At 67.3% G+C, this 25,080-nt stretch carries 28 protein-coding genes; 17 read left to right on the top strand and 11 right to left on the bottom strand.

The window, feature by feature from the left end; translation table 11 throughout:
* Positions 1-59 precede the first annotated feature (59 nt).
* Both AC5FRZ_RS11280 and AC5FRZ_RS11275 read left to right on the top strand, forming a co-directional pair.
* Positions 60-800 (top strand): hypothetical protein, encoded by a 741-nt coding sequence (locus AC5FRZ_RS11280; RefSeq protein ID WP_493564620.1) that lies wholly within the window; start codon positions 60-62, stop codon positions 798-800.
* Between the two features lie 59 nt (positions 801-859).
* Positions 860-1,045, top strand: coding sequence for a DUF7333 family protein (locus AC5FRZ_RS11275; protein ID WP_153553892.1), 186 nt, complete (start codon positions 860-862; stop codon positions 1,043-1,045).
* Between the two features lie 63 nt (positions 1,046-1,108).
* On the opposite strand, the gene AC5FRZ_RS11270 is transcribed toward AC5FRZ_RS11275, so the two are convergent.
* Together AC5FRZ_RS11270 and dnaJ are read right to left on the bottom strand one after the other, a co-directional pair.
* On the bottom strand, positions 1,109-1,864 hold the full coding sequence (locus tag AC5FRZ_RS11270) for an acyl-CoA synthetase family protein (protein WP_493564619.1): 756 nt from the start codon (positions 1,862-1,864) through the stop codon (positions 1,109-1,111).
* 43 nt (positions 1,865-1,907) lie between these two features.
* Positions 1,908-3,062: a molecular chaperone DnaJ gene (gene dnaJ, locus AC5FRZ_RS11265; protein ID WP_493564618.1), complete on the bottom strand. Its 1,155-nt coding sequence runs from the start codon at positions 3,060-3,062 to the stop codon at positions 1,908-1,910.
* A gap of 130 nt (positions 3,063-3,192) precedes the next feature.
* Between dnaJ and AC5FRZ_RS11260 the strand changes: the two genes are divergently transcribed.
* Complete coding sequence (locus AC5FRZ_RS11260) at positions 3,193-3,687, top strand: type IV pilin domain-containing protein (protein ID WP_170094884.1); 495 nt, start codon at positions 3,193-3,195, stop codon at positions 3,685-3,687.
* A gap of 50 nt (positions 3,688-3,737) precedes the next feature.
* Here AC5FRZ_RS11260 and AC5FRZ_RS11255 read toward each other — a convergent pair whose 3' ends face one another.
* Positions 3,738-4,541: an aldo/keto reductase gene (locus AC5FRZ_RS11255; protein WP_493564617.1), complete on the bottom strand. Its 804-nt coding sequence runs from the start codon at positions 4,539-4,541 to the stop codon at positions 3,738-3,740.
* A 149-nt stretch (positions 4,542-4,690) separates the two neighbouring features.
* On the opposite strand from AC5FRZ_RS11255, the gene AC5FRZ_RS11250 reads away from it, so the two are divergent.
* Positions 4,691-5,125 (top strand): DUF7344 domain-containing protein, encoded by a 435-nt coding sequence (locus AC5FRZ_RS11250; RefSeq protein WP_493564616.1) that lies wholly within the window; start codon positions 4,691-4,693, stop codon positions 5,123-5,125.
* 431 nt (positions 5,126-5,556) lie between these two features.
* On the opposite strand, the gene dnaK is transcribed toward AC5FRZ_RS11250, so the two are convergent.
* The 3 genes from dnaK to AC5FRZ_RS11235 all read right to left on the bottom strand — a co-directional run bounded on the left by dnaK (position 5,557) and on the right by AC5FRZ_RS11235 (position 10,228).
* Complete coding sequence (dnaK, locus tag AC5FRZ_RS11245; RefSeq protein WP_493564615.1) at positions 5,557-7,467, bottom strand: molecular chaperone DnaK; 1,911 nt, start codon at positions 7,465-7,467, stop codon at positions 5,557-5,559.
* Positions 7,468-7,656: 189 nt separating this feature from the next.
* Positions 7,657-8,316, bottom strand: a complete 660-nt coding sequence (locus AC5FRZ_RS11240; RefSeq protein WP_170094876.1) for a nucleotide exchange factor GrpE — start codon at positions 8,314-8,316, stop codon at positions 7,657-7,659.
* A 91-nt stretch (positions 8,317-8,407) separates the two neighbouring features.
* Positions 8,408-10,228 (bottom strand): S8 family serine peptidase, encoded by a 1,821-nt coding sequence (locus AC5FRZ_RS11235; RefSeq protein ID WP_493564614.1) that lies wholly within the window; start codon positions 10,226-10,228, stop codon positions 8,408-8,410.
* Positions 10,229-10,662: 434 nt separating this feature from the next.
* Here AC5FRZ_RS11235 and AC5FRZ_RS11230 point away from each other — a divergent pair, with 434 nt between their 5' ends.
* Both AC5FRZ_RS11230 and AC5FRZ_RS11225 read left to right on the top strand, forming a co-directional pair.
* Positions 10,663-11,997, top strand: a complete 1,335-nt coding sequence (locus AC5FRZ_RS11230; RefSeq protein ID WP_493564613.1) for a DEAD/DEAH box helicase — start codon at positions 10,663-10,665, stop codon at positions 11,995-11,997.
* A 41-nt stretch (positions 11,998-12,038) separates the two neighbouring features.
* Positions 12,039-13,583: a DUF790 family protein gene (locus tag AC5FRZ_RS11225; RefSeq protein ID WP_493564612.1), complete on the top strand. Its 1,545-nt coding sequence runs from the start codon at positions 12,039-12,041 to the stop codon at positions 13,581-13,583.
* 13 nt (positions 13,584-13,596) lie between these two features.
* Here the strand turns inward: AC5FRZ_RS11225 and AC5FRZ_RS11220 are convergent, their stop codons facing one another.
* Complete coding sequence (locus tag AC5FRZ_RS11220; protein ID WP_170094856.1) at positions 13,597-14,097, bottom strand: DUF7122 family protein; 501 nt, start codon at positions 14,095-14,097, stop codon at positions 13,597-13,599.
* Positions 14,094-15,011: an RsmB/NOP family class I SAM-dependent RNA methyltransferase gene (locus AC5FRZ_RS11215; RefSeq protein ID WP_493564611.1), complete on the bottom strand. Its 918-nt coding sequence runs from the start codon at positions 15,009-15,011 to the stop codon at positions 14,094-14,096. Before AC5FRZ_RS11215 ends, AC5FRZ_RS11220 begins: the two co-directional genes overlap by 4 nt.
* Positions 15,012-15,135: 124 nt before the next feature.
* Here AC5FRZ_RS11215 and AC5FRZ_RS11210 point away from each other — a divergent pair, with 124 nt between their 5' ends.
* From AC5FRZ_RS11210 to AC5FRZ_RS11200, 3 genes are read left to right on the top strand one after another with little or no spacing between them, the layout of a single operon-like run.
* Positions 15,136-15,873: a proteasome assembly chaperone family protein gene (locus AC5FRZ_RS11210; RefSeq protein ID WP_170094852.1), complete on the top strand. Its 738-nt coding sequence runs from the start codon at positions 15,136-15,138 to the stop codon at positions 15,871-15,873.
* Between the two features lie 2 nt (positions 15,874-15,875).
* Positions 15,876-16,871: a signal peptide peptidase SppA gene (gene sppA / locus AC5FRZ_RS11205; RefSeq protein WP_493564610.1), complete on the top strand. Its 996-nt coding sequence runs from the start codon at positions 15,876-15,878 to the stop codon at positions 16,869-16,871.
* A 49-nt stretch (positions 16,872-16,920) separates the two neighbouring features.
* The gene (locus AC5FRZ_RS11200) at positions 16,921-18,048 is read left to right on the top strand and encodes a DUF373 family protein (protein WP_170094849.1); all 1,128 of its coding nucleotides are present in this window, start codon (positions 16,921-16,923) and stop codon (positions 18,046-18,048) included.
* Between the two features lie 8 nt (positions 18,049-18,056).
* On the opposite strand, the gene AC5FRZ_RS11195 is transcribed toward AC5FRZ_RS11200, so the two are convergent.
* The gene (locus AC5FRZ_RS11195) at positions 18,057-18,917 is read right to left on the bottom strand and encodes a universal stress protein (RefSeq protein WP_493564609.1); all 861 of its coding nucleotides are present in this window, start codon (positions 18,915-18,917) and stop codon (positions 18,057-18,059) included.
* A gap of 81 nt (positions 18,918-18,998) precedes the next feature.
* Here AC5FRZ_RS11195 and AC5FRZ_RS11190 point away from each other — a divergent pair, with 81 nt between their 5' ends.
* The gene (locus AC5FRZ_RS11190) at positions 18,999-19,724 is read left to right on the top strand and encodes a diphthine--ammonia ligase (RefSeq protein WP_170094847.1); all 726 of its coding nucleotides are present in this window, start codon (positions 18,999-19,001) and stop codon (positions 19,722-19,724) included.
* Between the two features lie 38 nt (positions 19,725-19,762).
* On the opposite strand, the gene AC5FRZ_RS11185 is transcribed toward AC5FRZ_RS11190, so the two are convergent.
* Together AC5FRZ_RS11185 and AC5FRZ_RS11180 are read right to left on the bottom strand one after the other, a co-directional pair.
* Positions 19,763-19,933 (bottom strand): hypothetical protein, encoded by a 171-nt coding sequence (locus AC5FRZ_RS11185; RefSeq protein WP_170094846.1) that lies wholly within the window; start codon positions 19,931-19,933, stop codon positions 19,763-19,765.
* Positions 19,934-19,979: 46 nt separating this feature from the next.
* On the bottom strand, positions 19,980-20,657 hold the full coding sequence (locus AC5FRZ_RS11180) for a metallophosphoesterase (protein ID WP_493564608.1): 678 nt from the start codon (positions 20,655-20,657) through the stop codon (positions 19,980-19,982).
* 88 nt (positions 20,658-20,745) lie between these two features.
* Between AC5FRZ_RS11180 and AC5FRZ_RS11175 the strand changes: the two genes are divergently transcribed.
* The 7 genes from AC5FRZ_RS11175 (at position 20,746) to AC5FRZ_RS11145 (ending at position 25,035) form a co-directional block, all read left to right on the top strand.
* A complete protein-coding gene (locus tag AC5FRZ_RS11175) occupies positions 20,746-20,895 on the top strand; it encodes a hypothetical protein (protein WP_018258172.1) in 150 nt (49 codons plus the stop codon).
* An 86-nt stretch (positions 20,896-20,981) separates the two neighbouring features.
* Complete coding sequence (locus AC5FRZ_RS11170) at positions 20,982-22,103, top strand: pyridoxal phosphate-dependent aminotransferase (protein ID WP_170094844.1); 1,122 nt, start codon at positions 20,982-20,984, stop codon at positions 22,101-22,103.
* A gap of 42 nt (positions 22,104-22,145) precedes the next feature.
* Positions 22,146-22,850: a DUF8071 domain-containing protein gene (locus AC5FRZ_RS11165; RefSeq protein WP_493564607.1), complete on the top strand. Its 705-nt coding sequence runs from the start codon at positions 22,146-22,148 to the stop codon at positions 22,848-22,850.
* A 104-nt stretch (positions 22,851-22,954) separates the two neighbouring features.
* A complete protein-coding gene (locus AC5FRZ_RS11160) occupies positions 22,955-23,746 on the top strand; it encodes a spondin domain-containing protein (RefSeq protein ID WP_493564606.1) in 792 nt (263 codons plus the stop codon).
* A gap of 305 nt (positions 23,747-24,051) precedes the next feature.
* Complete coding sequence (locus AC5FRZ_RS11155; RefSeq protein ID WP_015763765.1) at positions 24,052-24,327, top strand: winged helix-turn-helix domain-containing protein; 276 nt, start codon at positions 24,052-24,054, stop codon at positions 24,325-24,327.
* Positions 24,327-24,623: a DUF8036 family membrane protein gene (locus AC5FRZ_RS11150; RefSeq protein WP_015763764.1), complete on the top strand. Its 297-nt coding sequence runs from the start codon at positions 24,327-24,329 to the stop codon at positions 24,621-24,623. The genes AC5FRZ_RS11155 and AC5FRZ_RS11150 overlap by 1 nt, the downstream gene beginning before the upstream one ends.
* A 40-nt stretch (positions 24,624-24,663) precedes the next feature.
* Positions 24,664-25,035: a hypothetical protein gene (locus AC5FRZ_RS11145; RefSeq protein ID WP_493564605.1), complete on the top strand. Its 372-nt coding sequence runs from the start codon at positions 24,664-24,666 to the stop codon at positions 25,033-25,035.
* Positions 25,036-25,080: the final 45 nt, after the last annotated feature.

Genomic DNA, 25,080 nt, shown 5'->3' with positions numbered 1-25,080 from the left:
TTGCGGTGACGGTTCCACAGCCACAAGCGGTTAAATGGGGGCCACCCAAACGACGAGATATGTCCACCGGGAGCGAACAGGGTATCGTCGGGGGGATCCGGATCGACATCAAACGGCTTCACGAGACCTGGATGGCGCTGATCTATCCCCGCCAGCGGGCCACGGACGAAGGCGTGCTGGGCAAGTGGACACCCGACAGCCAGTTCGGACTCGCGCTTTACCGCCTCTGGTCGGCTATCGGACTCCCGGTCGTCGCCCTGACCTATCCGCTCGTCTTGCTGGGTGCGTTTCTCCGGTTCCAGACGCGGCGAGTCGACAGCACCGCGACGCGACTCGGCGTCGTCGGCGTCGTCGTGCTGTCGGTGCTCGTCTGGGGGGCCCTGATCGCGCTCGCTCGGTACCAGCTCGACCTCGCGACCGGCGGGATCGTCGCGGTCGCCGCCGCCAGCCTCGTGGCGACTGTCTCGGCCGCGCTGGCGGTGGTCACACGCCGCGCTGGCGGACGAGCGGTGACCGTCTTCGTCTCGTACCCGTTCGGGGTGACGGCGATCTTCCTGCCGCCGGTCGTCGCGGCGCTGTTCTCGCCGGCCGTCGCCGACGCCGTGATCCCGCTGAGTGACAGCCTCGCACGCTGGCTCCTGTTCAACGTGATGGACCCGGTCGGTGCCGGTGACTTCCTCCGGGCCAACTTCGAGCGGGAGGGGGCCGCCCACGCAATCATCTGGTTCGGGATCTCCGTGCCGCTTGGCTGGCTGCTCGGACTACTCGTGACACTCGCCGACCTCGTGCGCCCGACGTGACTGCCCGCGGGGATCACCGTCTCGACAAGGCTTTTGATCGCAGCAGCTAAGCGTCACACATGGAGTTCAACACCACGGTCACCGCAGCCGCGTTCGTCGTCCTCTTCGGCGTGCTCGCCGGTGGGACGATCACCAGCCCCATGCCTCAGACGCTGAGCCTCGGTATCACCGGCGGACTGCTCGTGTTCGGACTACTCGTCCTGTTCGTCGGCGTCAAGCACGGCGAGTACCGCGCCAGCCACTAGCGAGCGGCCGAACCGATCGATTCCTCGGTCGAACTGTCGTCGTGCGGGTGGAAACAAGCCCTCTCAGTGGCTACCGTCGAAGACGGTTTCCGGATCGATCACGCGCGCTCCAGTCGCGGCTCCGTCCCCGACAGCCACGGTGCCCGACTGGTCCGCACCCAGCAGGATCGTCGCACCGGCTCGCATGGGAGCCAGCACACCGGCGACCAGCGTCCCCGGCTCGGTCAGCGGCGCGGCGATCGTCACCTCGTCAGCTGCGGTGAGATCGTACTCGTCGACGACGCGGTCGGCTCCGGCCAGCAACTCGCCGTGAGTGTACGTGCGGTCGGCCGCCAGCACGGAATCGTCCGGATCGAGCTCTGCGGGCGGTGCCAGTGGGTTCTCGCTCCAGGCCTCCCGTTCGAGGTGTGCGACGGTCGGATCTTCGGGCGGTCCACCGTAGGCCAGTGCCTTCGTCCCGGGTGCCAGCTCGTAGCGGGCGACCCAGTCGTTGGGCGCGATCATCGCCTTCGCGTCGACGCTCGTCGGCGGTGCGGGGTCGACGACTGCGCCGTCGACCGCCGCCGCGAGGACGGCGAGGATTGGGTCCGGTGTCCCACCGAGCCAGCCCGGTTCGTCGTCCGCAGTCGGCGCTTTCGGACCGACGACGACGGCGACCCGTGCCCCCTCGCGCACGCCGTAGTGACGCAAGAGATTGCCGGTCTTCCAGACGTTGATCGCGAAGTCGGCGTAGCTGTACGGTGCGGTTCGTTCGCTCGACGCGAACAGCGAACCGTCGCCGTCGCGTGCGTCGGCGACGAGGTCCCCGAGTGTCTCCATGGCTGGGGGTTAGGACCGGGGTAAGAAAAGACGGCGGATCCGGCTACAGCGAGTTCTTCAGCTTCTCGAAGAACCCTTCGTCGACCGAGACCTCCTCGCCGCCGGCCTCGGCGAACTGCTTGAGCGCGTCGCGCTGTTCGTCGGTCAACTCGTCGGGCGTCACGACCTGGACCTCGACGTAGAGGTCGCCCTCCCCGCGCCGCCGGAGTCGGGGCATCCCCTTGCCCGAGAGGCGGAACACCTCGCCGCTCTGGGTGCCCGCCGGCACGTCGAACTCGACGGTGCCGTCGAACGTCTCGACCTCGGCGGTGTCGCCGAAGACGGCCTGCGGGAACGAGATCGGGAGGTGGTAGTGAAGATCTGCGCCGTCGCGGTCGAAGTCGGGGTGGTCACGGACCGACACCTCGATCAGGAGGTCGCCGTTGCGCGCGCCCCGGTCGCCGGGCGCGCCCTCGCCGTTCATCCGGAGAGTCTGGCCGTCCTGGATGCCGGCCGGGACCTCGACGGTCAGCGTCGCCTGGTTGCGGACCGTCCCGTCGCCGCGACAGGTCGAACAGGTCTCGTCGTACAGCGTCCCGTCGCCCTCACAGCGCCGGCAGGTCTGGGTCTGCTGGACGCGCCCCATCGGCGTCTGCTGGACGGTCGTCTGCTGTCCCTGGCCGTTACACTGCGGACAGGTCCGGGAGTCGCTGTCGGGCGGGTGGCCCTGTCCGTTACAGTCTGGACAGGTCTCGGGCCGGCGGACGGTGAGCTCTTTCTCGACGCCGCTGTAGGCCTCTTCGAGATCGATCGTAACGGAGGTCTTGAGGTCCTGGCCCTGCTGTGGCCCGCTGCTGGAGCGGCCGCCGCCGAAGAACTGGTCGAAGATGTCGCCCATCCCGCCACCGCCGCCGCCGAAGGGACCACCGCCGCCGGCACCGCCGAACGGGCCGCTCCCACCGGCACCGCCACCGCCGACGCCGCCGTGTTTCTCGGCCTGCTCGAACCGCTCGTGGCCGACCTGATCGTACATCTGGCGTTTCTCCTCGTCGGTGAGGACCTCCTTTGCCTTCTGTATCTTCTTGAACTTCTCCTCGGCGTTCGGGTCGTCGGAGACGTCGGGGTGGTACTCCTGTGCTTTCTTCCGGTACGCGTCTTTGATCTCGTCTTCGCTGGCGTCCCGGGAGACCCCGAGTACTTCGTAGAAGTCCTCGCTCATTCGTTGTCCACCCGTAGACGATTGAGCTACTTGAAAAGAACGGGTCGGAGACGCGAGTGTGCGGTGACGTTTCGACGGCTCCGACCGGGCATCGACCGATTCAAGACGCTCCCTCGTGACTCCCGAAGCGATGGAAGTGAGCGACTACGTTCGGACGGCCTTCGGCGTCGAGCGCGTGGCCGTCTGGCTCGCGGCCGGCGTCGCCGTCGCCGTCGTCGTGCTCGCCGTCAGTGCGTCCGGGGCCGGGATCGTCGACCCGCCGACGGCCTCCTTCGACGGCTCTTACGACGCCGATACACACTCCGTGACGATCACCCACGCCGGTGGCGACGCCGTCTCGGCGGCGCAACTCTCGCTCGTCGTGACCGACGAGGCGGGGACGAACGTGGCGACCGTGAACTGGTCCGAGGACGGCAGCGAGCGACTCGCTCCCGGCGGGACGCTCTCGCTCGACGATCCGACGATCGACGCCGACGGTGACGGCGACTACTTCGACGCCGATCGGACGGTCGGCTTCCCCCTGACTGCCGGTGTGACCGTCGAGGTGCGCTGGACCGGCCGGCCGCTCGGTGCGGCCGGAGTGCAGACGGTGACGCTCGACACCTACGAGGTCGGCGCGAACTGATCGACGCAGACTGATCGAGACGGACTGTTGCCTCGTTTTCCGACCGGACCCTAGTTCCAGGGCGCTGCCTCGAAGTCGAGGTGGCGATCCTCGCGTTCGATCCCGTCGATCGTCGCGATGTCCTCCTCGTCGAGTGCCAGATCGAGGCTCGCGTAGTTGTCTTCGATGTGTGTCCGACTGGTCGCCTTCGGGATCGCGACGACGTTGTCCTTCGAGCGCAGCCAGGCGAGACTGACCTGGGCCTCGCTGACGCCGTGTTTGTCGGCGATTTCGTTCAGTTCGGGGACCTCGAACACGTCGCCCCGCGCCAGCGGCGAGTACGCGACGAGGTAGTAGTCGTGTGCCTGTGCGTGGGCGACGAGCTCCGCTTGCTGGAGGAGCGGGTGCATCTCGACCTGGTTGGCAAAGACCGGTGCGTCCAGTACGTCCATCGCCTCCTCGACCAGTTCGGGCGTGAAGTTCGAGACGCCGACCTCCCGGATCAGCCCGTCTGCGACCAGTTCGTCGAACGCCGGCAGCGTCTCCTCGGCGTCGTACTCTCCGGTCGGCCAGTGGACGTAGAAGAGATCGAGAGCGTCGACGCCGAGTCGATCGAGGCTCTGCTCGGCCGTCTCGATCACGGCGTCGTAGGTCAGCCCCGTCGCCTGTGTGTGGGCCTTCGAGGCGAGGACGAACGCCTCACGGTCCACGTCGGCGCGTGCGATCCCCGCACCGACGTGTTCCTCGTTGCCGTAGATGTCGGCGGTGTCGACGTGGCGATACCCCATCTCCAGGGCCGTCTGAACGGCGTTCGCGCACGCCTCGGGGTCCGTGTTCTCCCACGTTCCGATACCGACCGGTGGTAGCTCGGTCATACCGAAACGTTGCGAACTGGGAACAATGGGTGTTGTGGTTGCTCCCCTCGAAGTGAACGCGCCGGACGACCCCAATCGCGACATCATCTTAGATAACCAACCGGTATCTAAATAGTCCACCCCGATGAACGTGTCTCCAGGTGTTGTCAATGGACAACAATACTGGGGATGGGACGACGCCGCTCGGGCACCTCGACAGTGGGACCGACGCAACTGGCGACCTGCCGGATCTGGACGGGCTCTTCGACGCGCTCGCGTCGACAGTCAGGCGGCAGACGCTGTGTCATCTCTTCGACGAGCCCCGAACGACGGTCGAGACGCTGGCAGCGCTGCTCGCCAGCCAGCGTTCGACCGCCGACGGCCCGGTCGACCCGACCGAGCGAGACCGCGTCGCGATCGAACTCCGGCACGTCCACCTCCCACAGCTCGCCGACGCGACGCTGATCGAGTACGACAGCACCACCGGCGACGTTCGACTGCGTGAGTTTCCAGACCCGGTTCGAGACCTTCTCCAGTTCACACAGCGATACGAACGTGCGATCGAAGACGGATCGTCGGACGGCGTCGACGGGAGTCGTCTTTAGAAACGCGGCGACTCGAAGACTCGCCAGTCTCGAAACACGAGGAGCGCGGACGACTCCTCGTCGTCGTCACCCTTGAGAAGCTCACTTCGTTCGCGCAGACACCGGAAGGCGCGCTCGCTTCGCCGTGCGCGCCTTTCGAGCCGACGAGAACGACTCGACTCGCGTTACTCGTCGTCGTCAAACTCGAAATCTTCATTCCGTTCAGATTTCGAGACACCGGAAGACGTGCTCACTCCGTTGTGCGCGACTTCCGGGCCGACGACGAAGACTCGTCCCTTCAGTCCTCGTCTTCGTCGTCGACGTCCTCAGAATCGGAGATTTCTGATGGGCTCAGGAGGACGACTCTTCGTCGTCTACTTCGAAAAGTTCGCTTCGCTCACTTTTCGAAACACCGGGAGAGCAATGCTCTCCCGAGCAGATGAAGACGACGACTATTCGTCGTCGTCTTCATCTACGTCTTCGAAGTCGGCGTCGACGTACTCCTCGCCCTGGCCGGCAGCGCCGCCAGCGCCCGCCGCACCGCCGGGGCCAGCGCCGCCCATGCCGCCCATACCGCCGGCACCGGCAGCACCGCCAGCGCCAGCAGCGCCTTCGGCGGCCTGCTCCTGGTACATCTGCTTGCCGATCTCCTGGAGCTGTTCGGTCAGGGATTCGGTCGCGTCCTCGTAGTCCTCGCGGTCGGCGTCCTCGTCTTCGAGGACCTCCTCGACGGTCTCGATCTCGGCTTCGATGTCTGCCACGAGGTCGTCGTCGACCTCCGCTTCGTTCTCCTCGATGAGGGTCTCGGCGCGGCGCACCGCGGACTCGGCCTCGTTGCGGGCCTCGATGGTCTTGCGGCGTTCCTCGTCCTCTTCGGCGTGCTCTTCGGCTTCCTGCTGCATCTCCTCGATCTGTTCGTCCGAGAGGCCGGCACCGCCCTCGATGGTGATGTCCTCCTTGTTGCCAGAGCCTTTGTCCTCGGCCGAGACGTTGACGATCCCGTTCTCGTCGATGTTGAACGAGACCTCGATCTGGGGCGTTCCGGCGGGGGCCGGTGGAATGCCGGTCAGCGCGAACTCGCCGAGCAGCTCGTTCTCGGCGGCGATCTCGCGCTCGCCCTGGAACACGCGGATCTGGACCTGCGTCTGGTTGGCCGCCGCGGTGGTGAAGATCTTCGACTCCTCCGTGGGAATCGTTGTGTTCTTCTCGATGAGCCGCTCGAAGAGACCGCCCTTGACTTCGACACCCAGCGACAGGGGTGTCACGTCCAGCAGGACGATGTCGTCAACGTCGCCCGCGAGGACGCCGCCCTGGATGGCCGCGCCCAGCGCGACGGCCTCGTCGGGGTTGACGTTCTTCTTTGGCTCCTGCCCGGTCATCTCATCGACCTTGTCCTGGACCTGGGGCATCCGCGTGGAACCGCCGACGAGGATGACCTCGTCGATGTCGCCCTTGTCGTAGCCCGCGTCGGCGAGGGCCTGCTCCGTCGGACCGACGGTGCGCTCGATGAGGTCCTCGGTCAGGGACTCGAAGGTCGCGCGCGTGATCTTCTCTTCGAGGTCCAGGGGACCGTCGTCGGTCGTCGCGATGAAGGGGAGGTTGACGCGGGTCTCCTTTCGCGAGGAGAGTTCGATCTTCGCTTCCTCGGCGGCCTCGGTCAGGCGCTGGAGGGCCTGGCGGTCGTCGCGCAGGTCGATGCCGTGCTCGTCTTCGAACTGGTCGGCGAGGTAGTCGATGATCGCGTGGTCCCAGTCGTCGCCACCGAGGTCGTTGTCACCGTTCGTGGCGACGACCTCGTAGACCCCGCCGCCCAGATCGAGAATCGAGACGTCGAACGTCCCGCCGCCGAGGTCGTACACGAGGACGGTCTGGTCGGAGTCGTCGTCGAGCCCGTAGGCCATCGCCGCGGCGGTCGGCTCGTTGACGATGCGCTCGACCTCGAAGCCGGCGATCTCTCCGGCGTCCTTGGTCGCCTGGCGCTGGCGGTCGTTGAAGTACGCGGGGACGGTGATGACTGCTTTCTCGATCTCGTCGCCGAGGTACTCCTCGGCGTCGCGCTTGATCTTCTGGAGGATCATCGCCGAGACCTGCTCGGGGGTGTAGTCCTCGCCGTCGAGTTCGACCGAATAGTCGTCCTCGCCCATGTGGCGCTTGATCGACTGGATCGTCTCGTCGGGGTTCTTGACGGCCTGGTTCTTGGCCGGCTTGCCGACGAGGCGCTCGCTGTCGTCGAACGCGACGACCGACGGTGTCGTTCGCTCGCCTTCGCTGTTCACGATGATCTCGGGGTCGCCCCCTTCCATGACCGCGAACGCGCTGTTCGTGGTCCCGAGGTCGATTCCGAGAATCTTGTTGCTCGCCATCTTACTCGTCTATACCCGATTGCGCCGGTTAAAAGTTGCTAGATTCGATAGCGAGGAACCACGGGGAGGGACCCCATGCGTACCGTTTTCGACCAGTGGTGACTATTCGACCGGTGGATATAAACCTAACCACAATACTACCGCTCAGAGTGGTTCTACGCCGGACTCGCCAGGTGTCAGATCGAGCGTCTACTCGCCCTCGCTGACGGTGACCTGTGCCTCCCGGAGCACCTTCTCGGCCATCACGTAGCCCGCCCGGTGGACCTCGTCGATGGTCCCCTCGGGCTGGTCGGAGTCGACGCGGGCCAGTACCTGATGGTACTCGGGGTCCACGTCGGCACCCGGCTCGGGCTCGATCACGTCGACGTTCTCGGCGTCGAGCACGTCGTCGAACTGCCGGAGCGTCGACGCGACGCCGTCGCGGATGTCCACGTCTTCGTCCTGTTCGAGCGCGCGCTGGAGGTTGTCGCGCACGTCGAGCAGTTTCGAGACGAGGTCTTCCGTGGCGCGCTGTTTCTCCTCCTCGCGGCGCTTTTTCATCCGCTTCTTGTAGTTCTGGAACTCGGCCTGCTTGCGCTTGAGCTTCGACTCCAGCTCGTCGATCTCCGCGTCGCGCTCGTCGACCGCCCCTTCGAGGCCGTCGACGCGTGTCCGCAGCGACGCCAGTTCCGTCGCGATCGCCTCGGGATCGGACTCGGCGACCCGGTCGATCAGTTCTTCGTCGACGGCCTCGTCGCCACGCTCCTCGGATGCGGCCTCGCCCGACGCGTCGGCGTCCCCTCGTTCGGTTCCGCTCTCGTCGGCTTCGCCGGACGACGCCTCGGTCTCTGCCGCGTCCTGCTCGGTCATACCTGTAGCAGGGGGTCGCGCGGGTAAAAGAATTACAGAATCCGGTCGTCGGGATTGCGGTGACGCGTCGGTCGACACCGCCCGACTCTGGTTACAGTCCCTCCGAACTGGTGGTCGCCCGAGTGCCCGCGCCGGTCTCCTCGACGCTGACCGTGTAGGAGCCGCTGCCCCGATAGGAGTCGACGAGGATACTGACCGAGTCACCGATCTCCGACAGCGTGACCGACTCCTCGCTGTCGCCCGACACCGACCGTGCGTCGTAGTCGTTGGTCGTCGGCGTCCGGCCGTCCGCGGTGACGTAGAGATCGAAGTCCGTCCCCGACGGTCCCGAGAGGTCGACCGTCACCTCACAGGTCGACGAGAACTGGCTCGTCCAGGTGTAACTGTCGCTGTCTCGCCAGCCGGTGAGCTGTCCGTCGGCACTCCCAGAGGCGCTCTGACTACAGTCCCCGCCACCGCCGCGTGAGACGTTCACGACGACGCCGTCGGTCGTCGAGGCACCGCTGTCGTCGGTCACGGTCAGGGTCGCCTGGTACTCGTCGGCAGTGTCGTAGCTGTGTTCCACGGTCACGCCCGAGCCGGTGTTCCCGTCCCCGAAGTCCCACTGGTAGCTCTCGATCGTGCCGTCGGGGTCGGACGAGGCGCTCCCGTCGAAGGTCACGGTCTCGCCGACGCTGGGGTCGGTCGGATCGGCGGCGGCGGCGGCCGACGGTGTCTCGTTGTCCGGCGGGTCGCCGCTGGCACGGACGATGTCGGCGGCGTCGACGCGGCCCGAGCCCTGCTGGTCGCCGGGTAGTCCGACGCCGTCGGCCGTCGACTTGAGCCGTTCGCGGAGCTGACTCGCCGACAGGCCCGGCTCGGCGGCCTTCCCCAGTGCCGCGACCCCCGCAGCGACGGGCGAGGCCATCGACGTTCCAGAGAAGGACTCGTAGCCGTCGTAGGGCACCGTCGACAGGACGTTGACTCCCGGCGCAGCAACCTCGATCTCCGGGCCGCGGTTCGAGAAGTTCGCGAGTTCCTCGTTCGGGTCCAGCGCCGAGACGGCGACACACTCGTCGTAGGCGGCGGGATACGAGACGGAGCCGCCGTCGTTACCCGCTGCACAGACGACGAGCACGTCGTTCTGGTCGTAGGCGTACTCCACCGCTCGCTTCATCGTCTCGGTGTAGCCGCCCCCGCCCAGCGACATGTTGATGATGTCTACACCCTGGTCGGTCGCCCATCGAACCGCGTCGGCGATGTCCGACAGCGCGCCGCCGCCGCCACCACCGAGTGCTCGGGCGCTCAACAGTCGCGAGTCGCTCACGCCCGCGACGCCGACGCCGTTGTCGGTGTCTGCCGACGCACACCCGCTGACGTGAGTCCCGTGAGATTCGCTGGCCGATCCCGGAGCGGGGTCGCCGTCGCGGTCGACGAAGTCCCGGCCGGGATTGCTCCCGAACAGGTTCGTCAGGTCAGGGTGTTCGTACTGCGTGCCGGTGTCGACGATGGCGACGGTTACGTCCGTACTGCCAAGCGTCGTGTCCCAGGCCGCCGCTGCGTTGACCTGCTGGGGCGCGTACTGGTCACCGAACTGCGGATCGTTGGGCGTCAGCTGAGTTTCGTAGGTGACGTTGTCCTCCACGTAAGCGACGTTGGGCTGACTCTCGAACTGCTGGCGGACCGACTCGCGTTCGGACTGTGTGCTCACCTCGGGGAGTTTGACGGCGAGGTAGCCGAGCACCTCGTTGCGGTGGACCACCGACGTGTTCGCCGTCGTCGCGGCCGAGACCTCCGACTCGACGTCGGCCGTGCTGACGCCTCGCTTCGCGCCGACGATCAGTTCGTCCGGCTTCGGCCCGGGGCTTCGACCGGGAGTCGCACCCGTCACGCCGACACCGGCGAGTGCCCCGAGTGCTCCGATAGATTTCAATACCCCTCTGCGTCGCCAGGTCTGTGTGCCACGTGTCATGGCATCGTGTAAATCAAACACCACATACTTATCACTAGTCCTAAGTTTACTCTCGGATATCATATCGAGAGTTGATGGATTGTGGATAATTAGTCTGCTCTGATTGGTTGGCCGTTCGAACGCTCGTGTCTGTCACTGTTGCCTGATTCTGTGCGTCATTTTACGACTGGTGGTGTGTCGAGCCATTGACCGTAACAGTATGTGTCGACCATCGCGAACTTCACCGACAAAACAATTGGCAGCGGGTGATGGAGGATGCGCTCGACGGGACGCCGATCCGACGAGAAGTGTAGATAGTGAAGAACAACCAGTGATCGGATATTTTTCAGACGGATCATCTGATCGGTGTCGCTCCGTCGCCAGCGTTTTGCCCCGGACCGCCCAACCGGGCGACGATGGCACGACTGTCGTTCGAGGAGGGGACGATCCGCCTCTCGGAGAGACTGCCTGCGGATCTCCCCGGCGTCGAGTACGACGCTCGCAGCGAGACCGGACGGGCACCGGCCTACCGCTACGCCGCTGTTCGGGCGGCCCTCGACGAACGCGGCGTCGCCTACGAGGACGACGTGCTCGATCTGCCGACGCTGCCGCTCGAATCGACGTACGAACTCCGGGACTACCAGCAGGCGGCACTCGACGCCTGGCGAGACAGCGGCGATCGCGGCGTGCTCGAACTGCCGACCGGGAGCGGCAAGACCGTCGTCGGGATCGCAGCGATGGAGGCACTGGCGACGCCGACGCTGATCGTCGTGCCCACGATCGACCTCCTCGACCAGTGGCAGTCGGAACTTGAACGGGAGTTCGACTGCGAGATCGGCCGCATGGGCGGGGGCGAGCAGCGCGTCGCGGACGTGACCGTCGCCACCTACGACTCGGCGTACCTCCGGGCCGACGAACTGGGCGACCGCTTCGGACTCGTCGTCTTCGACGAGGTCCACCACCTCGGGGGCGAGGGGTACCGCGACATCGCCCGCCTGCTCGCCGCGCCGGCTCGTCTCGGGCTCACGGCGACCTTCGAGCGTCCGGACGGTGCCCACGAGGTCGTCGCGGAACTGATCGGCGACCTCGCGTACCGGATCGCCGTCGACGAACTCGCTGGCGACCACCTCGCGGACTACGACATCAAGCGCATCGCGGTCGCACTGACCGAGAGCGAGCGAGCGACCTACGAGCGCCACCAGGAGACGTTTACCAGCTACCTCCAGCGTTCCTCGATCACGATGCGGTCGGGCAGCGACTACCAGGAACTGGTCAAGCGGTCCGGCACCGATCCCGAGGCGCGCGAGGCCCTGCTGGCCAAGCAACGCGCACGCGAGGTCATGATGAACGCCGACCGGAAGGTCGAGCGGCTCGCGACGATCCTCGATCGCCACCGCGACGACCGCGTGATCGTCTTCACGGCCCACACGGATCTGGTCTACCGGCTCTCCGAGCGGTTCCTGCTGCCGGCGATCACCCACGAGACGGGAGCCGACGAGCGCCGCGAAATCCTCGAACGGTTCCGCGAGGGCACGTACTCTCGCATCGTCACCGCCAACGTCCTCGACGAGGGGATCGACGTGCCCGACGCGAACGTCGCCGTCCTCCTCTCTGGCAGCGGCAGCGAGCGGGAGTTCACTCAGCGCCTCGGACGGATCCTGCGGCCGAAGCGAGACGGCGACAGAGCGATCCTCTACGAACTGATCAGCGAGGAGACGGCAGAGGAGAACGTCGCCGCCCGGCGTCGGTGAGCGACGCCGGCCTTTTGCCGATCGGTATCCGATAGTCTGCCGTGCTCACGAAGGACCTGCTGCGCGTCTCGCGAGCGGGTGGGGGGTACCATCCACAGTTCGCCGACGACGCCGACGAACCGCTGGCCGCCCGCGTGATCGGTACCTACCAGGGCCACGTCGGCGAGGCCCGCGAGACACTCCAGACGGCGCTGACCGACCTCGAACGAGGGGCCGACGACTTCAAACTCGTCCGTGGGCTGGCGAAACTGGTCGAACGCGAAGCCACCTTCGAGACCCGGACGGCGGTCCCACCGGCGCGAGCCCGCCGCGCCGCCTTCGAGGCCGGTGAGGCCGTCGGCGTCGTCTCCGAGGACGAGCGATGCGCGGCGATCGAACGGGCGGCCGACGGACTCGCCGTCGACGCCGCCGACATCGAGCATTCGCTGTACGCCGACCGCGAGTGCCGACAGGTCCTGACCGGCGTCGACACGCGCTGGGACCCCGCCGAACTGATCGCCCAGTACAACCTCTCGCTGGCACAGACGGCCCTGTTCGACGCGACCGAGGTCCGCCTCCGATCGAGCGATCCCCGGACGCTCGTCTCCGCGGTCAAGCGCCTCCGTCTCATGTACGAGATCGAAGCCACCGACGAGGGCCGAATCGTCGTCGTCACCGGCCCCGACCGGCTCTTCCAGCGAACGCGGCGCTACGGCACACGCTTTGCTCGGCTCCTGCGAACCGTCGCCGCCTCGGCCCCCGAGTGGACGCTCCGGGCGACGATCGACGACCGCGGCACCGAGCGCACCCTCCGGCTCACCCACGAAGACGTGTCGGTCCCCGCCGTCGAGCCGGTGACCGACGTGAGCTACGACAGCGGCGTCGAGGCCGACTTCGCCGCCCGCTTCGAAGCGCTGGATCTCGACTGGGAACTCACCCGAGAGCCGGAACCGCTGGCCGCCGGCTCCCGCGTCGCGATCCCCGACTTCGCCTTCGACTACGAGTACGCCGACTTCCGCGTGTTCTTCGAGATCATGGGGTTCTGGACGCCCGAGTACGTCGAGAAGAAACTGGCACAGCTGGCCGAGATCGACGACGTGGAGCTGCTCGTCGCCGTCGACGAGAGCCTCGCCGCCGACCAGCAGTCGGCCTCGAACCGGACCGAGTCCAGCGACGTTACCGCGGAGATCGAGGCCCGCGACCACCGAGCGATCCCCTACTCGGGCACCGTCCGGATCAAGGACGTTCGCGACGCACTGCGGCGATACGAGTCGGAGCTGACGGCGGCAAACGCCGAGACGCTCCCCGAGGAACTCACGCCCGACGCCGACGTGCTCACGCTCGCTGAACTGGCCGCGGCACACGGCGTCAGCGAGGCCACTGTCGAAGACCGATCCGTTCCCGACCACGAGCGCGTCGGGCGGACGCTGGTCAGGCCCGCCGTGCTGTCGGCAGTCGACGACGAGATCGAGACCGGGATGTCGCTGTTGGCCGCCGAGACGATCCTCGACGAGTACGGGCTCGACGACGCCAGCGCCGTCCTGTCGGCGCTCGGATACCGGGTCGAGTGGGAGGGACTGGACGGCGGGACGATCCGAAAGAAGTGAGCAACCCGGTCCGTTACAGCTCCCGCTGGCGACCCTTGGCGACCTGTGTCTTGAGTTCGCCGTAGGTGTACAGGCCGACGCCGAGGGGTTCGGTCGTTCCGGCGATGTCGTGGGTGACGATGAGGTAGCCCCAGTCGCCGTCCCACTCGATCTCCTGGTCTTCGCCCGCGACGAAGGCCCGTGCGGCGTCCCGGTCGAGGTGGAGGACGTTCTCGCTGGCCCGGTCGCCGAAGCGCTGGACGGCGTCGGTCGTCGGCTTCCAGAACTCCTGGCGGGTGCGCAGGAACGTCATGCCGAGCCCCTGGATGGGGACCGTGTCGGGTGCCTCGCCGCGGAACAGCCAGATCTTGCCGTTGCCTCGCTCCCAGAAGGTGTAGGGTTCGAACACCTCGCGGGGGATGCCGAACCGCTCCGGCCAGTAGTCCAGAATCTCCTCACGGGTGGGCGCGTCGGGGTCCTCGCGGGCCGCGTCGTCGACCGGCACTCGGTCGAAGGTCACGTCGCCGTGGGTCATGCTGTGACCTCCAGTTTCGCGCAGAAGAACCCGCCGGTGTCGTTGTGGTGGGGGTAGATCCGGTGGGCCTGCCGTACGCTGTCGTCGTAGGACTCGCCCTGCCACTCGGTGACGCCGCTGGTCGAGTCAAGCGGGATCTCGAGGGGGACGAGTCGGCACGCCTCCGTTTCGAGCGCGTAGTCCAGCACCGCCTCGTTCTCCTCGGGCGCGAACGTACACGTCGAGTAGACGACGGTCCCGCCGGGCTTCGTGGTCTGGATCGCGCGCCGGAGCACGCCCTTCTGGACACCGGCGATGCCCTCGACGTGTTCGAGCGTCCACTCGTCGAGCGTGTCTGGGTTCTTGCGGACCGTCCCCTCGCACGAACAGGGCACGTCCACGAGCGCGCGGTCGTACTCCGCGGCGTCGTCGTCACCGAACGGCTTCAGCGAGTGGTTGCGGGCGTCCTCGTGGGTGACGGCGACGCTGGTGAGCCCGAGCTGTTCGGTGTTGGTCCGCAGCGCCGAGAGGCGGCCGAGGTTGGAGTCGGTCGCCACGACGACGCCGTCGTCCGCCTGTCGGGCCGCGATCTGTGAGGTCTTGCTCCCCGGCGCGGCACAGGCGTCCCAGATCCGCTCGCCGGGCTGTGGATCGAGGACGCGGGCGGGCACGGCCGAGACCTCTTCCTGCCCGTAGATCCAGCCGTGGAAGTACGGCCAGTTCGCCCCCGGCTGGTCGTCGGGGAGTCGCAGGAGGCCGTCGTGCCAGTCGGTTCGTTCGACGGTGATGTCCTCGTCTCGCAACGCCCGGATCGCCCGGTCGACGGTCGTCTTGAGCGTGTTGACTCGAACGACCGGCGGGAGCGGGCGCGCGCAGGCGTCGCGGAACGCCGAAAAATCATCGATCAGCGGTTCGTACCGCTCCAGAACGTCCATTGGCGGTGCGTATAGCGGTCGCACGCTTGTCTGTTTCGGAGTGGCGCGCTCGGGGCGACCGAGACGGTTGCCCGGTCGGCGGCCGGCCCCGACTGTTAACTCCACGGACGCGCTGGTTTCGGGTATGGCACACATTGCAGTCCACCGTGACGACCTCGAGCTGGAATCGCCGACGCTCGTCGAGGGGCTTCCGGGGGTCGGGCTGGTCGGCAAGATCGCGGCCGATCACCTGGTCGAGACCTTCGAGATGACCGAGTACGCCTCGATCCACTGCGACGGGCTCCCGGAGATCGCCGTCTACCGACAGGGCGACCAGCAGCTCAAGCCGCCGGTCAGGCTCTACGCCGACGCGGAGCGGGAGCTGCTCGTCCTCCAGAGCGACGCGCCGGTCTCGCCAAGCACTGCCGACGAGTTCGCCACCTGCCTGACGGGCTGGCTGGCCGACAACGACGTGACGCCGATCTACCTCAGCGGGATGCCGGCCAAACGCGAGGGGACGGCGTCGATGTACGGCGTCGGGACCGGCGACGGGAAGACGCTGCTCTCTGGGGCCGACATCGGCGCGCCGACGATCGACGGCGCGGTCACGGGGCCGACCGGTGCTCTGCTCCACGTCGCACAGCGCCAGGGCCTCGACAGCGTCGGGCTCGTCGTCGAGGCGGACAAGCAGTTCCCCGATCCGGCGGCGGCACGCGTCGTCCTGCAAGACGGTGTCCAGCCCCTCGCGGGCATCGACATCGACACGGAAGTACTGGTCGAGCACGCCGAGGAGATCAGCGAGGCGAAGGCGGACCTGGCTGCGCAGATGCAGCAGGCGAACGACGAATCCACGAGCGCGAAGCCGCTCGGGATGTTCCAGTGACGATGTCGACGACACGTACGGTCGGGCGGCTGTTGCTCGTCGCCGCTGTCACGATCGCAGTCGGTCTCGTCGGCTGGCTCGCGTTCTACGTCCTGCCGGGGAGCCTCGCCGACCTCCTCGGTGTGGTGTTCGTCGTCCTCGCGATCGTGGCCGGCGTCAAGCTCGGGGGCTCGATCGCCGGCTCGCTCCTGCCCGGCTACAACGTCGCGGAGGTGGCCGTCGAAGGGCCGATCAGTCGCGACGGCGGCGGCTCGATCACCAGCCCTCCGGTCGGTGCGCGGGCCGAGGACATCGTCGAACAGATCGAGCGCGCCGACGACGACAGCGCGGTCGACGCGCTGCTCGTCAAGCTGAACACGCCCGGCGGCGAGATCGTCCCCAGCGAGGACATCCGGCTGGCCGCCGAGCGCTTCGACGGCCCCACCGTCGGCTACGCGACGGACGTGTGTGCCTCCGGCGGGTACGACATCGCCGCCGGCTGTGACGAACTCTGGGCGCGCGAGGGGAGCATCGTCGGCTCGATCGGCGTCATCGGCTCGCGGGTCAACGCCAAGGAGCTCGCAGATCGGGTCGGACTCTCCTACGAGCAGTTCACCGCGGGTGCGTTCAAAGACTCCGGGACCCCGCTCAAGGAGTTCGAGCAGGAGGAACGCGAGTACCTCCAGTCGATCGTCGACGACTACTACGAGCAGTTCGTCGACACCGTCGCCGAGGGGCGGGAGCTGGACGCCGCCGAGATCCGCGACACCGAGGCCCGGATCTTCCTCGGCAGCGAGGCCCACGAGCTGGGACTGGTCGACGAGATCGGGACGCGACGAGACGTCGAGGCGAAACTGGAGGCGCAACTGGGCGAGCCAGTCACCGTCGAGGCGTTCGAGCCGTCTCGCGGGCTGGCCGGCAGGCTCCAGACCGGTGCCCAGACGGCCGCCTTCGCGCTCGGGGCCGGTGTCGCGAGCGCGTTCGACGGGGATCTCGACGGCCTCTCCTTCCGTCGGTAGGCCGTCGCCCTGGCGAGGATTTTTATTCGGGCGACGTGACCAGACACACGTGACGACGCTGGTGGTCTGTATCGATCGCGGGGGGACGTTTCCGCCAGACACATCGCTCCCGGTCGCGGGCTACGACGCCGTCGAGGCGCTCGTGACCGAGGTCGGGCTCGCGGACCCGGAAGACAGCCGCGTGAACACGATGCTGGAGGGGCTGCGGGTGAGCAACGACCTGGAAGCCGACGGCGACGACGCGATCGTCACGGTCGTCGGCGATCGGGGCGACGGCGTCAGCGCCGACCGGAGCGTCGCTAGACAGGTGGACGAACTGGTCGAGATCCACGATCCCGACTCCGCGGTCGTCGTCGTCGACAGCGCGGAGGACGAGCGGCTGGTCCCGATCATCGAGAGCCGCCTGCGCGTCGACGCGGTCGACCGCGTGGTCGTCCGGCAGGCCCGGGACATCGAATCGACGTACTACCTGCTCAAGCAGTTCCTCGCCGACGAGGAGTTGCGCAAGACCGTCCTCGTCCCGCTGGGGATCGCACTGATCGCGCTCCCCTTGCTCTTGCTGGTCACGTCGCCCACCTTCGCCGTCGGGGCCATCGCGGCCGCCGTCGGCGCGTTCCTCATCTACAAGGGGCTGGGGATCGACGAGTACCTCTCGCGGCTCCCCGGCGAGATCCAGGAGGCCCTGTACTCCGGGCGCGTGTCGCTGGTCACCTACGTGGTCGCCGCCGGTCTGGCGCTGGTCGGCGTCTTCGTGGGTGCGCTGGGCGTGCGGTCGACCGGCGACCAGAGCGCGTTCATCCACGCCATGCGCTTCGCGTTCGACGGCGTGCCGTGGTTCACGGCGGCGGCACTCGCGGCCGCCACCGGCCGGCTCATCGACGAGCTCATGCAGCGCGACTCGATCCGCTCGGCGTACGTCAACCTCCCGTTCGGGACGATCGCCGTCGGACTGGTCGTCCGTGGGTTCTCCGAGTACTTCCTCGAACGGGCGGGGGCCATCGGTCAGTTCCAGATCGGACCGGCGACGATCGGCCCGGTGCTGATCGAGGCCGTCACGCTGGAGCGAGGCCCGCGGCTCGCGGTGTTCATCCTCGGCGGGATCCTCGTGAGCCTGATCGGCGTCCGCTTTGCCGCGTACTTCAGCCAGTCGAGCGTCCAGGACGAGTTCGTCGAGTAGGCCGCCGGTCACTCCTCGGCCGTGACAGTGATCACCGGTACCGGTGCCGTCCGGACGACCAGCTCCGCGACGGTGCCCAGCAGGATCTCGCCGATCCCTCGCGTGCCCGTCGTTCCCATCACGATCGCGTCGATGTCGTTCGCGTCGACGTACGCCGTGATCGCCTCGTGTGGCGACCCGTGTTCGACGGCCGTCACGAGCGTGCCGATGTCGCGCTCGCTCGCCATCGGCTCGACGTTCTCGACGGCGGCCTCGGCGGCAGACTGGGGGTCGCTTTCGTCGCCACCCAGTCCCAGCACAGAGCCAGACTCGGCGACCGAGAGCGCGTGTGGCGTCCCGTCCAGCGCGGCCGCCAGATCGAGCCCGTGTTCGACGGCCGCGGTCGCCGCCGGGCTCCCGTCGGTCGGCAGCAAGAGCCGTTCGTAGGGGAACGTCGTTCTGGTCTCGTCTGCCAGACGGATCGTCAGCACCGGGATCTGGGACAGCCGGATCACCGTCTCGGTGACGCTACCGAGGAGTCGCCGGGAGATCCCCGTCCGGCCGTGTGTCGGCATCGCGATCAGATCGAAGCCGTACCGGTCGGCGTAGTCGACGATGGTCCGCGCGGGACCGCCGGAGACGACGTCCGTCTCGTAGTCGACGCCGCTGCTCGCCAGGACAGTGCCCGCTTCGCCGACGATCTCTTCGCCGGTCTCGACCAGCGAGTCGACGACGTCGCCCTGCACCCGGGTCACCGAGTCCAGCGTCGTGTCCGCGACGAACAGCGCGGTCACCGACGCGTCCTGGGCGGCCGCGATGTCGGCGACGTGATCGACCGTCCGCCTCGCCCCGTCGCTGCCGTCGATCGGCAACAGGATTCGGTCGTACATGTCTCGACGTTCACACGCCGACGGCAAAGGTGTTCCTGCGGGAATCCACATCGCTTTATTCGGCCGCGGGCAAGGGCGGGTATGACCGACGCGTGGGTGAGTCTGTTCTCGGGTGGCAAAGACTCTGCGTGGGCGCTGTACCGCGCCCTGGAGAGCGGCCGCGACGTGCGGCGACTCGTCACCGTCCATCCCTCCGACGACTCGTACATGTACCACATCCCGGCGACCTCGCTGGCGACGCTGGCCGCCGAGAGCATCGGGATCGAACTCGTCGACGTCGAGCCCGACGACCTCGCGGCCGAGAGCGCCGTCGACTCGGGCCAGCAAGGCGACGCCGAACTGGAGCCGCTGGAGGCGGCACTGGAGACGCTCGACGCGGAGCTTCCGGGCGGCGTGGCCGGCGTCACCGCCGGGGCCGTCGAGAGCGAGTATCAGACGAGCCGGATCCAGGCGATGTGTGATCGCCTCGACGCCGAGCTGTTCGCCCCGCTCTGGCAGGAGGAGCCGCGAGCACTCGCCGACGCCATGCTCGCGGCCGGGTTCGAGATCCGAATCATCCAGGTGGCCGCCTACGGACTGGACGAGTCCTGGCTCGGGCGGACGCTCGACGAGGCGGCGCTCGACGAACTGGCGGCGCTCAACGAGGCGTACGGGGTCCACATCCTCGGCGAGGGCGGGGAGTTCGAGACGCTCGTCACCGACGGCCCACACATGGATCGCCCGATCAGGCTCTCGTACGAGACGGAGTGGGAGGGCGACAGGGGCGCGATCCGCATCGAGGACGCGTGGCTGGGCGACGGCGAGTGAGTCGTTTCGGCGGTGACCCTTTCAAAAGGAGGACGCGCTCAAGCGGCGTGACCGCCGGGCGGTCGCTCATTTCCCTCGTCGTCTCCCTCGCCGTGCTCGTCGTTTCCTGGCAGCACCTTCGGCACGTAGTGTACCGTCGCCAGCGTCAGCAACGCGAGGACGACGATCGTCGTGACGATGAGTGCCACTGCGGCGTTGGTCGCAACCATATCCGTCGATCCACCGTGACGGGCAAAATATCTGCCGCTTCGAACGCTACAGCAGTTGCCGGAACTCTCCGAGCGGGGGGAAATCGAGGCGTTCGTTGCCGGCCTCGTCCCAGACGAGCGGACGGAACTGGTCGACCGACCGGATCAGCGGCGACATGAACTCGTCGGCGCGCATCTCGTTGACCCGCACGCCGGCCAGCAGGCGGTTGAACGCCGGCACCATCACCACGTCAGCGTGCTCGTAGGCGTCCTCGGCGACGAGATAGCACGGGCGTCGCTGCCCCTCGATCTCGATCGTCGGGTGGTCGTGGCCGACGATGTACCGCTCACCGGCGGTCTCGGGGGCCTCGTGGCCGTGACAGATCACGGTGTCGCCGACCGCGTACTCGGGCGTGGTCGCCCCGTCCCACACCGAGTCGAGCATGGTGTCGTGGTTCCCGGGCGTGACGATCGGGCGCGCGTCGTGTGCGCGACAGCGCTGTTGGATCTCCGTGAGGGTGTCCGAGACCGTCCGCGGGACCGTGGTAAACGAGTGCAACAGGTCGCCAGCGATCACGACCGTCTCGGGCTCGTGGCGCGCCAGCAGCCCGTCGAGTCGATCCAGCGTGTCGGTACTGTCCCCGACCGGCAGTTCCAGGTTCGAGGACCCCTTGCCGACGTGGAGGTCGGCCAGTACCAGCGTCTCCCCGACGACGACGGCCCGGTCGTCGTAGGTGAGTTCCATCGCCTCTCACTCGGGCTGGCTCGGGCAAATGCCTGACGGGTCGCTCCGAAATCGCAGGGTTTCCGTACGCGGACGACGAACCCAGGGTATGAGCGATCTCGAAGACGCCGTCGACGAGTTCCTGGCAGCGGCCGACGACTGCTACGCCGACTACGACCGAGGATACGACGACGCCGACGCGGCCCTGCGTCGACTGGAAGCCCACATCGACGATCTGCGGGCGGCCGCCGACGAGTGATACGGAGCGGGCGCGGCCACCACACGCCGTCGCCGCCACCGGCCGGATCATCAAGAGTTATCGGCCCCGAAGCCGGCCGATAGAGTATGACAGAGTTCTCCCGTCGAGTCGAGCAGGTGTCGATCTCGGGGATCCGCGAGGTCTTCGAGGCCGCGGGCGAGGACGCGATCAACCTCGGGCTGGGCCAGCCTGACTTTCCGACGCCGGACCACGCCCGTCAGGCTGCGGTCGAGGCGATCCAGGCGGGGAAAGCAGACGCCTACACGTCGAACAAGGGGACCCGCGAGCTACGGGAGGCGATCGCGGACAAGCACGCGCGCGACAACGATCTGTCGGTCGATCCCGACGACGTGATCGCGACGGCCGGCGGCAGCGAGGCGCTGCACATCGCGCTTGAGGCCCACGTCGACGCGGGCCAGGAAGTGATCTTCCCCGACCCCGGCTTCGTCTCCTACGACGCGCTGACCCACCTCGCTGGCGGGACGCCCAAGCCGGTCCCGCTGCGGGACGATCTGACGCTCGATCCGGCGACCGTCGAGGAGGCGATCACCGAGGAGACGGCCGCCTTCATCGTCAACAGTCCGGCCAACCCGACCGGGGCGGTCCAGTCGCCCGACGACATGCGCGCGTTCGCTCGCATCGCCGACGAACACGACGTGCTCTGTCTCTCCGACGAGGTGTACGAACACATCGTCTTCGACGGCGAACACCGGACGCCCGCGGAGTTCACCGAGACGGGCAACGTCGTCGTCGTCAACGCCTGCTCGAAGAGCTACTCGATGACCGGCTGGCGGCTGGGCTGGGTCACGGGTGCCAGCGACCGCATCGAGCGCATGCTGCGGGTCCACCAGTACGCACAGGCCTGTGCGAGCGCGCCGGCCCAGTTCGCGGCGGAGGCCGCGCTCTCGGGGCCACAGGACGTGGTCGAGGAGATGCGGGCCGCCTTCGAGCAGCGTCGTGACGTGTTGCTGGACGGCCTCGAAGACATCGGCCTGGAGTGTCCCACGCCAGAAGGGGCCTTCTACGCGATGCCGAAGGTGCCCGAGGGGTTCGTCGACGAGTGCATCGAGCGCGGTGTCGTCGTCGTCCCGGGCGAGGCCTTCGGTGCTCAGGGCGCGGGCTACGCCCGCATCTCGTATCCCGTCGACGTGGAGACGCTGAAGGAGGCGCTGTCGATCATGGACGAGGCGCTCGCGGCCGTCGAGTGACGCTCCGGAACGTCTAATATCACCGCCGGTGAACGTTTGACTATGCGCCCTGAACGCTCCCTCCCCGCAGCGTCGCATCGAGCCGCCTCGATCGCCCTCACCGCCCTCTCGTGGACGATGGCCGCCTTCGGCCGTGCGTTCGCGCTGTGTCTGTCGGCGCTGGGATGGACCTGGACGATCGCTCGCTCGACGCTCGCGACAGCCACGCGAAAAGGCCGGTCGCTCCTCTCTGGTCCGGTCAAGCGCGGACTGGCCGGTCCCGTTCGCCACGGCCTGCTCGGCCGTCGTGTGGCGGTGTCGCTGCTGGCCGGACTGCTGTCGGTCCCGCTGGCGCTCCTGACGACGTGGTGGGTCAGGTCGACCATGGGGTACGCGACGCTGGAAGCGTGGGTCCGCGGGACCTGGTACGGCACCGAGCCGGCGCTGGTCGTCTTCCTCGGTGTCGCGGCACTGCTCGTCCTCGCCACCGCGAGCGCAGCGGTCAACTCCGGGCTGGTGCCGACGACCCTGCTCGTCGCGGGACCGGTCTTCGGCGTCGGCGTCGCCCGGTACGGCACGACCGTCACCTACGAGTACGGCGCGAGCGTCGTCTCGCTCCCCGACGCCGTCGCGATCGCGGCTCTGTTCGCGGTCGCCTTCGGGACCCCGATCGCGGTCTGTGGCTTCGTCCTCGGGAGTGCACTCCGACGCGTGACCGCGGTTCTCGCCGACGGCTCCGGTCCGCTGTTCCGACTGGCCGACATCTGAGTCGAATTTGGAACGGAGTTAGCCCACAGTGTGGATCGTTTCAGAAAAATACTCTTTAAACTAACCTCCGTTCGATCGCTCGTGCCAGCTGGCACTGAACGACGATGACAGACGACAACACAGCGACGACGGAGGAATCGCACGGTCGACGGGTGTCACGACGCGGCTTCGTTGCGGGTGCCGGAGCCGTCCTGCTGGGTGGGACCGGGACGGTCGCGGCGACCGTACAGAGCGCACAGAAGCTTCGGTACAACGTTCGTGTCACGAACGTCTCGGACGGACAGACGCTCCAGACGACGGCCGAGGGTGACGCGGCCCAGCAGCCGGTCCCGCTCTCGCCGGTCGTCTACGCGGTCCACGAAGCCGACGAACCGATCTTCACCGCCGGTGAGCCGGCGCGGAGCAACGGGCTCGAAGGCGTCGCCGAAGACGGCTCGCCCGCGTCTCTCGTCGCGTCGCTCGGCGAGCGGGAGGCGGTCCACGACGCCGGTGTCCAGGCAGTTCCGGCCGGTAGCGACGAACCCGGTCCGCTACTGCCCAACCACTCCTACGACTTCGAGACCGAACGACTGGAGACCGACGATCTGTATCTCTCGATGGTGACGATGTTCGTCCCGTCCAACGACCTCTTCTACGCGCTGGGGGGTGCGACGGGGATCCCACTCAGTTCGGACGAACAGTCGACCCAGGGCGACGTGACAGACCACGTCGATCTCTGGGACGCAGGGACCGAGATCAACGAGGAGCCCGGCGTCGGCGAGAACCAGGTCCAGCGCCAGCGGGGAGCCGGCGTCGGCCTGGTCGAGCGTGGCACCGTCGCACCGATCGAGACGATCAACGGCTACGACTACCCCGACACCAGCGACGTGCTTCGCGTGCTCGTCCAGCCCCGATAAGACACCGACGACAGTCGGTCCCGAGGAGGCGACGCGTCGGTAGCCGGATCAGATCGACGGCGTCGCACCGATGTCTGGGCGGTCCGCGATGTGGGTCGCATTCGACCCACTTTCGGGACGGCCTTCGAACAACCGTTTTGTGTGCCCGCCCCGTCATTGATACTACCGGCTGTACATCTGTGAACGATTTCGCCACCCCGGGGTGGCGAAGATCGTCACGAAGTTACAGCCGGCAGTATGACACCGAGCCGACGCGATGGACAGGACTATAATCGACGCCGCTGGAGTTATTTCAAGATGGTGCGATGGAGAAGGCCCTCTGGTATTTACTGACTGCGACACGAGGTGGGGAAAATCGCGCTCGAATCATCGACGCGCTCTCTGACAGACCGATGAACGCAAACGAACTCGCGGAGGAACTCGACGTGGGCTACAAGACGATCCGACACCACATGGACCAGTTGATCGAACACGACGTCGTCGAACCCGGCGACACCGACTACGCGAAACTGTACTTCCTGACAGATCGGTTCGAGCGGAACCGAGAGACGTTCGAAGAGATCATGGAGCGGATCGACTAATGGCGATGGGACCACTCATCAAGGCGGCCTCGGCGCTGGCGGCCCTGAACGTGCTCATCCTGTTGCCACTGATCGGGATCTGGATCCGCAACTACTCGACGTTCCGGACGAACCTCGTGGGCGGACTGGTCGTCTTCGCCGTCGCGATGCTCGCGGAGAACGCCGTCGCGGTCTACTTCTTCTTCTCGATGTCGAGTCTCTACGCTGGAGACCCCCACGTCCAGCAGGCCGTCCTCGTCCTCCGGAGCCTGCAGTTCGTCGCGATCGCCGTCCTGAGCTACGTCACCGTCCAGTAGGCGACAGCCACATTATCGTCCCGACCCTTACCAGAGACGTATGGATCACCTGGCATCGTCGAACGTGCCGGTCTACGAGAGCCGCGACGAGCAGCGCGCGATCTGGGACCGCTGTCGCGACCGTGGCGAGCCGGTACTCGCCGTCCGGGACGCCGACCGCGGGTACATCGTCAAGTACGACCTCCAGCACCTCGACGCTCGCCTCGCCAGCGGCGTCGTTCAGTCGCTCCGGGATCGGGTCCGCTCGCGCCGGGGCTACCCGACGGGGACCGACCCGATCTCCGAGGCGGAGGGCGTGGGCGGCGAGGCCGGCCACGTCTCGGGCGAACTGCACGCCCACAGCGAGCGGGCGGCCCGAGAACTGGCCTCGCACGTCTCCGGGTTCGTCCTCGACCGCGGCAACTGGGCGTAGCGCGGCCTCCGGACGCTCCGTTCGACCGCCGGGGCTCGACTTTTT

The sequence above is a fragment of the Halomicrobium sp. HArcht1-1 genome (genome assembly GCF_058933285.1).
This window is presented reverse-complemented; position numbering and strand designations above follow the sequence as displayed.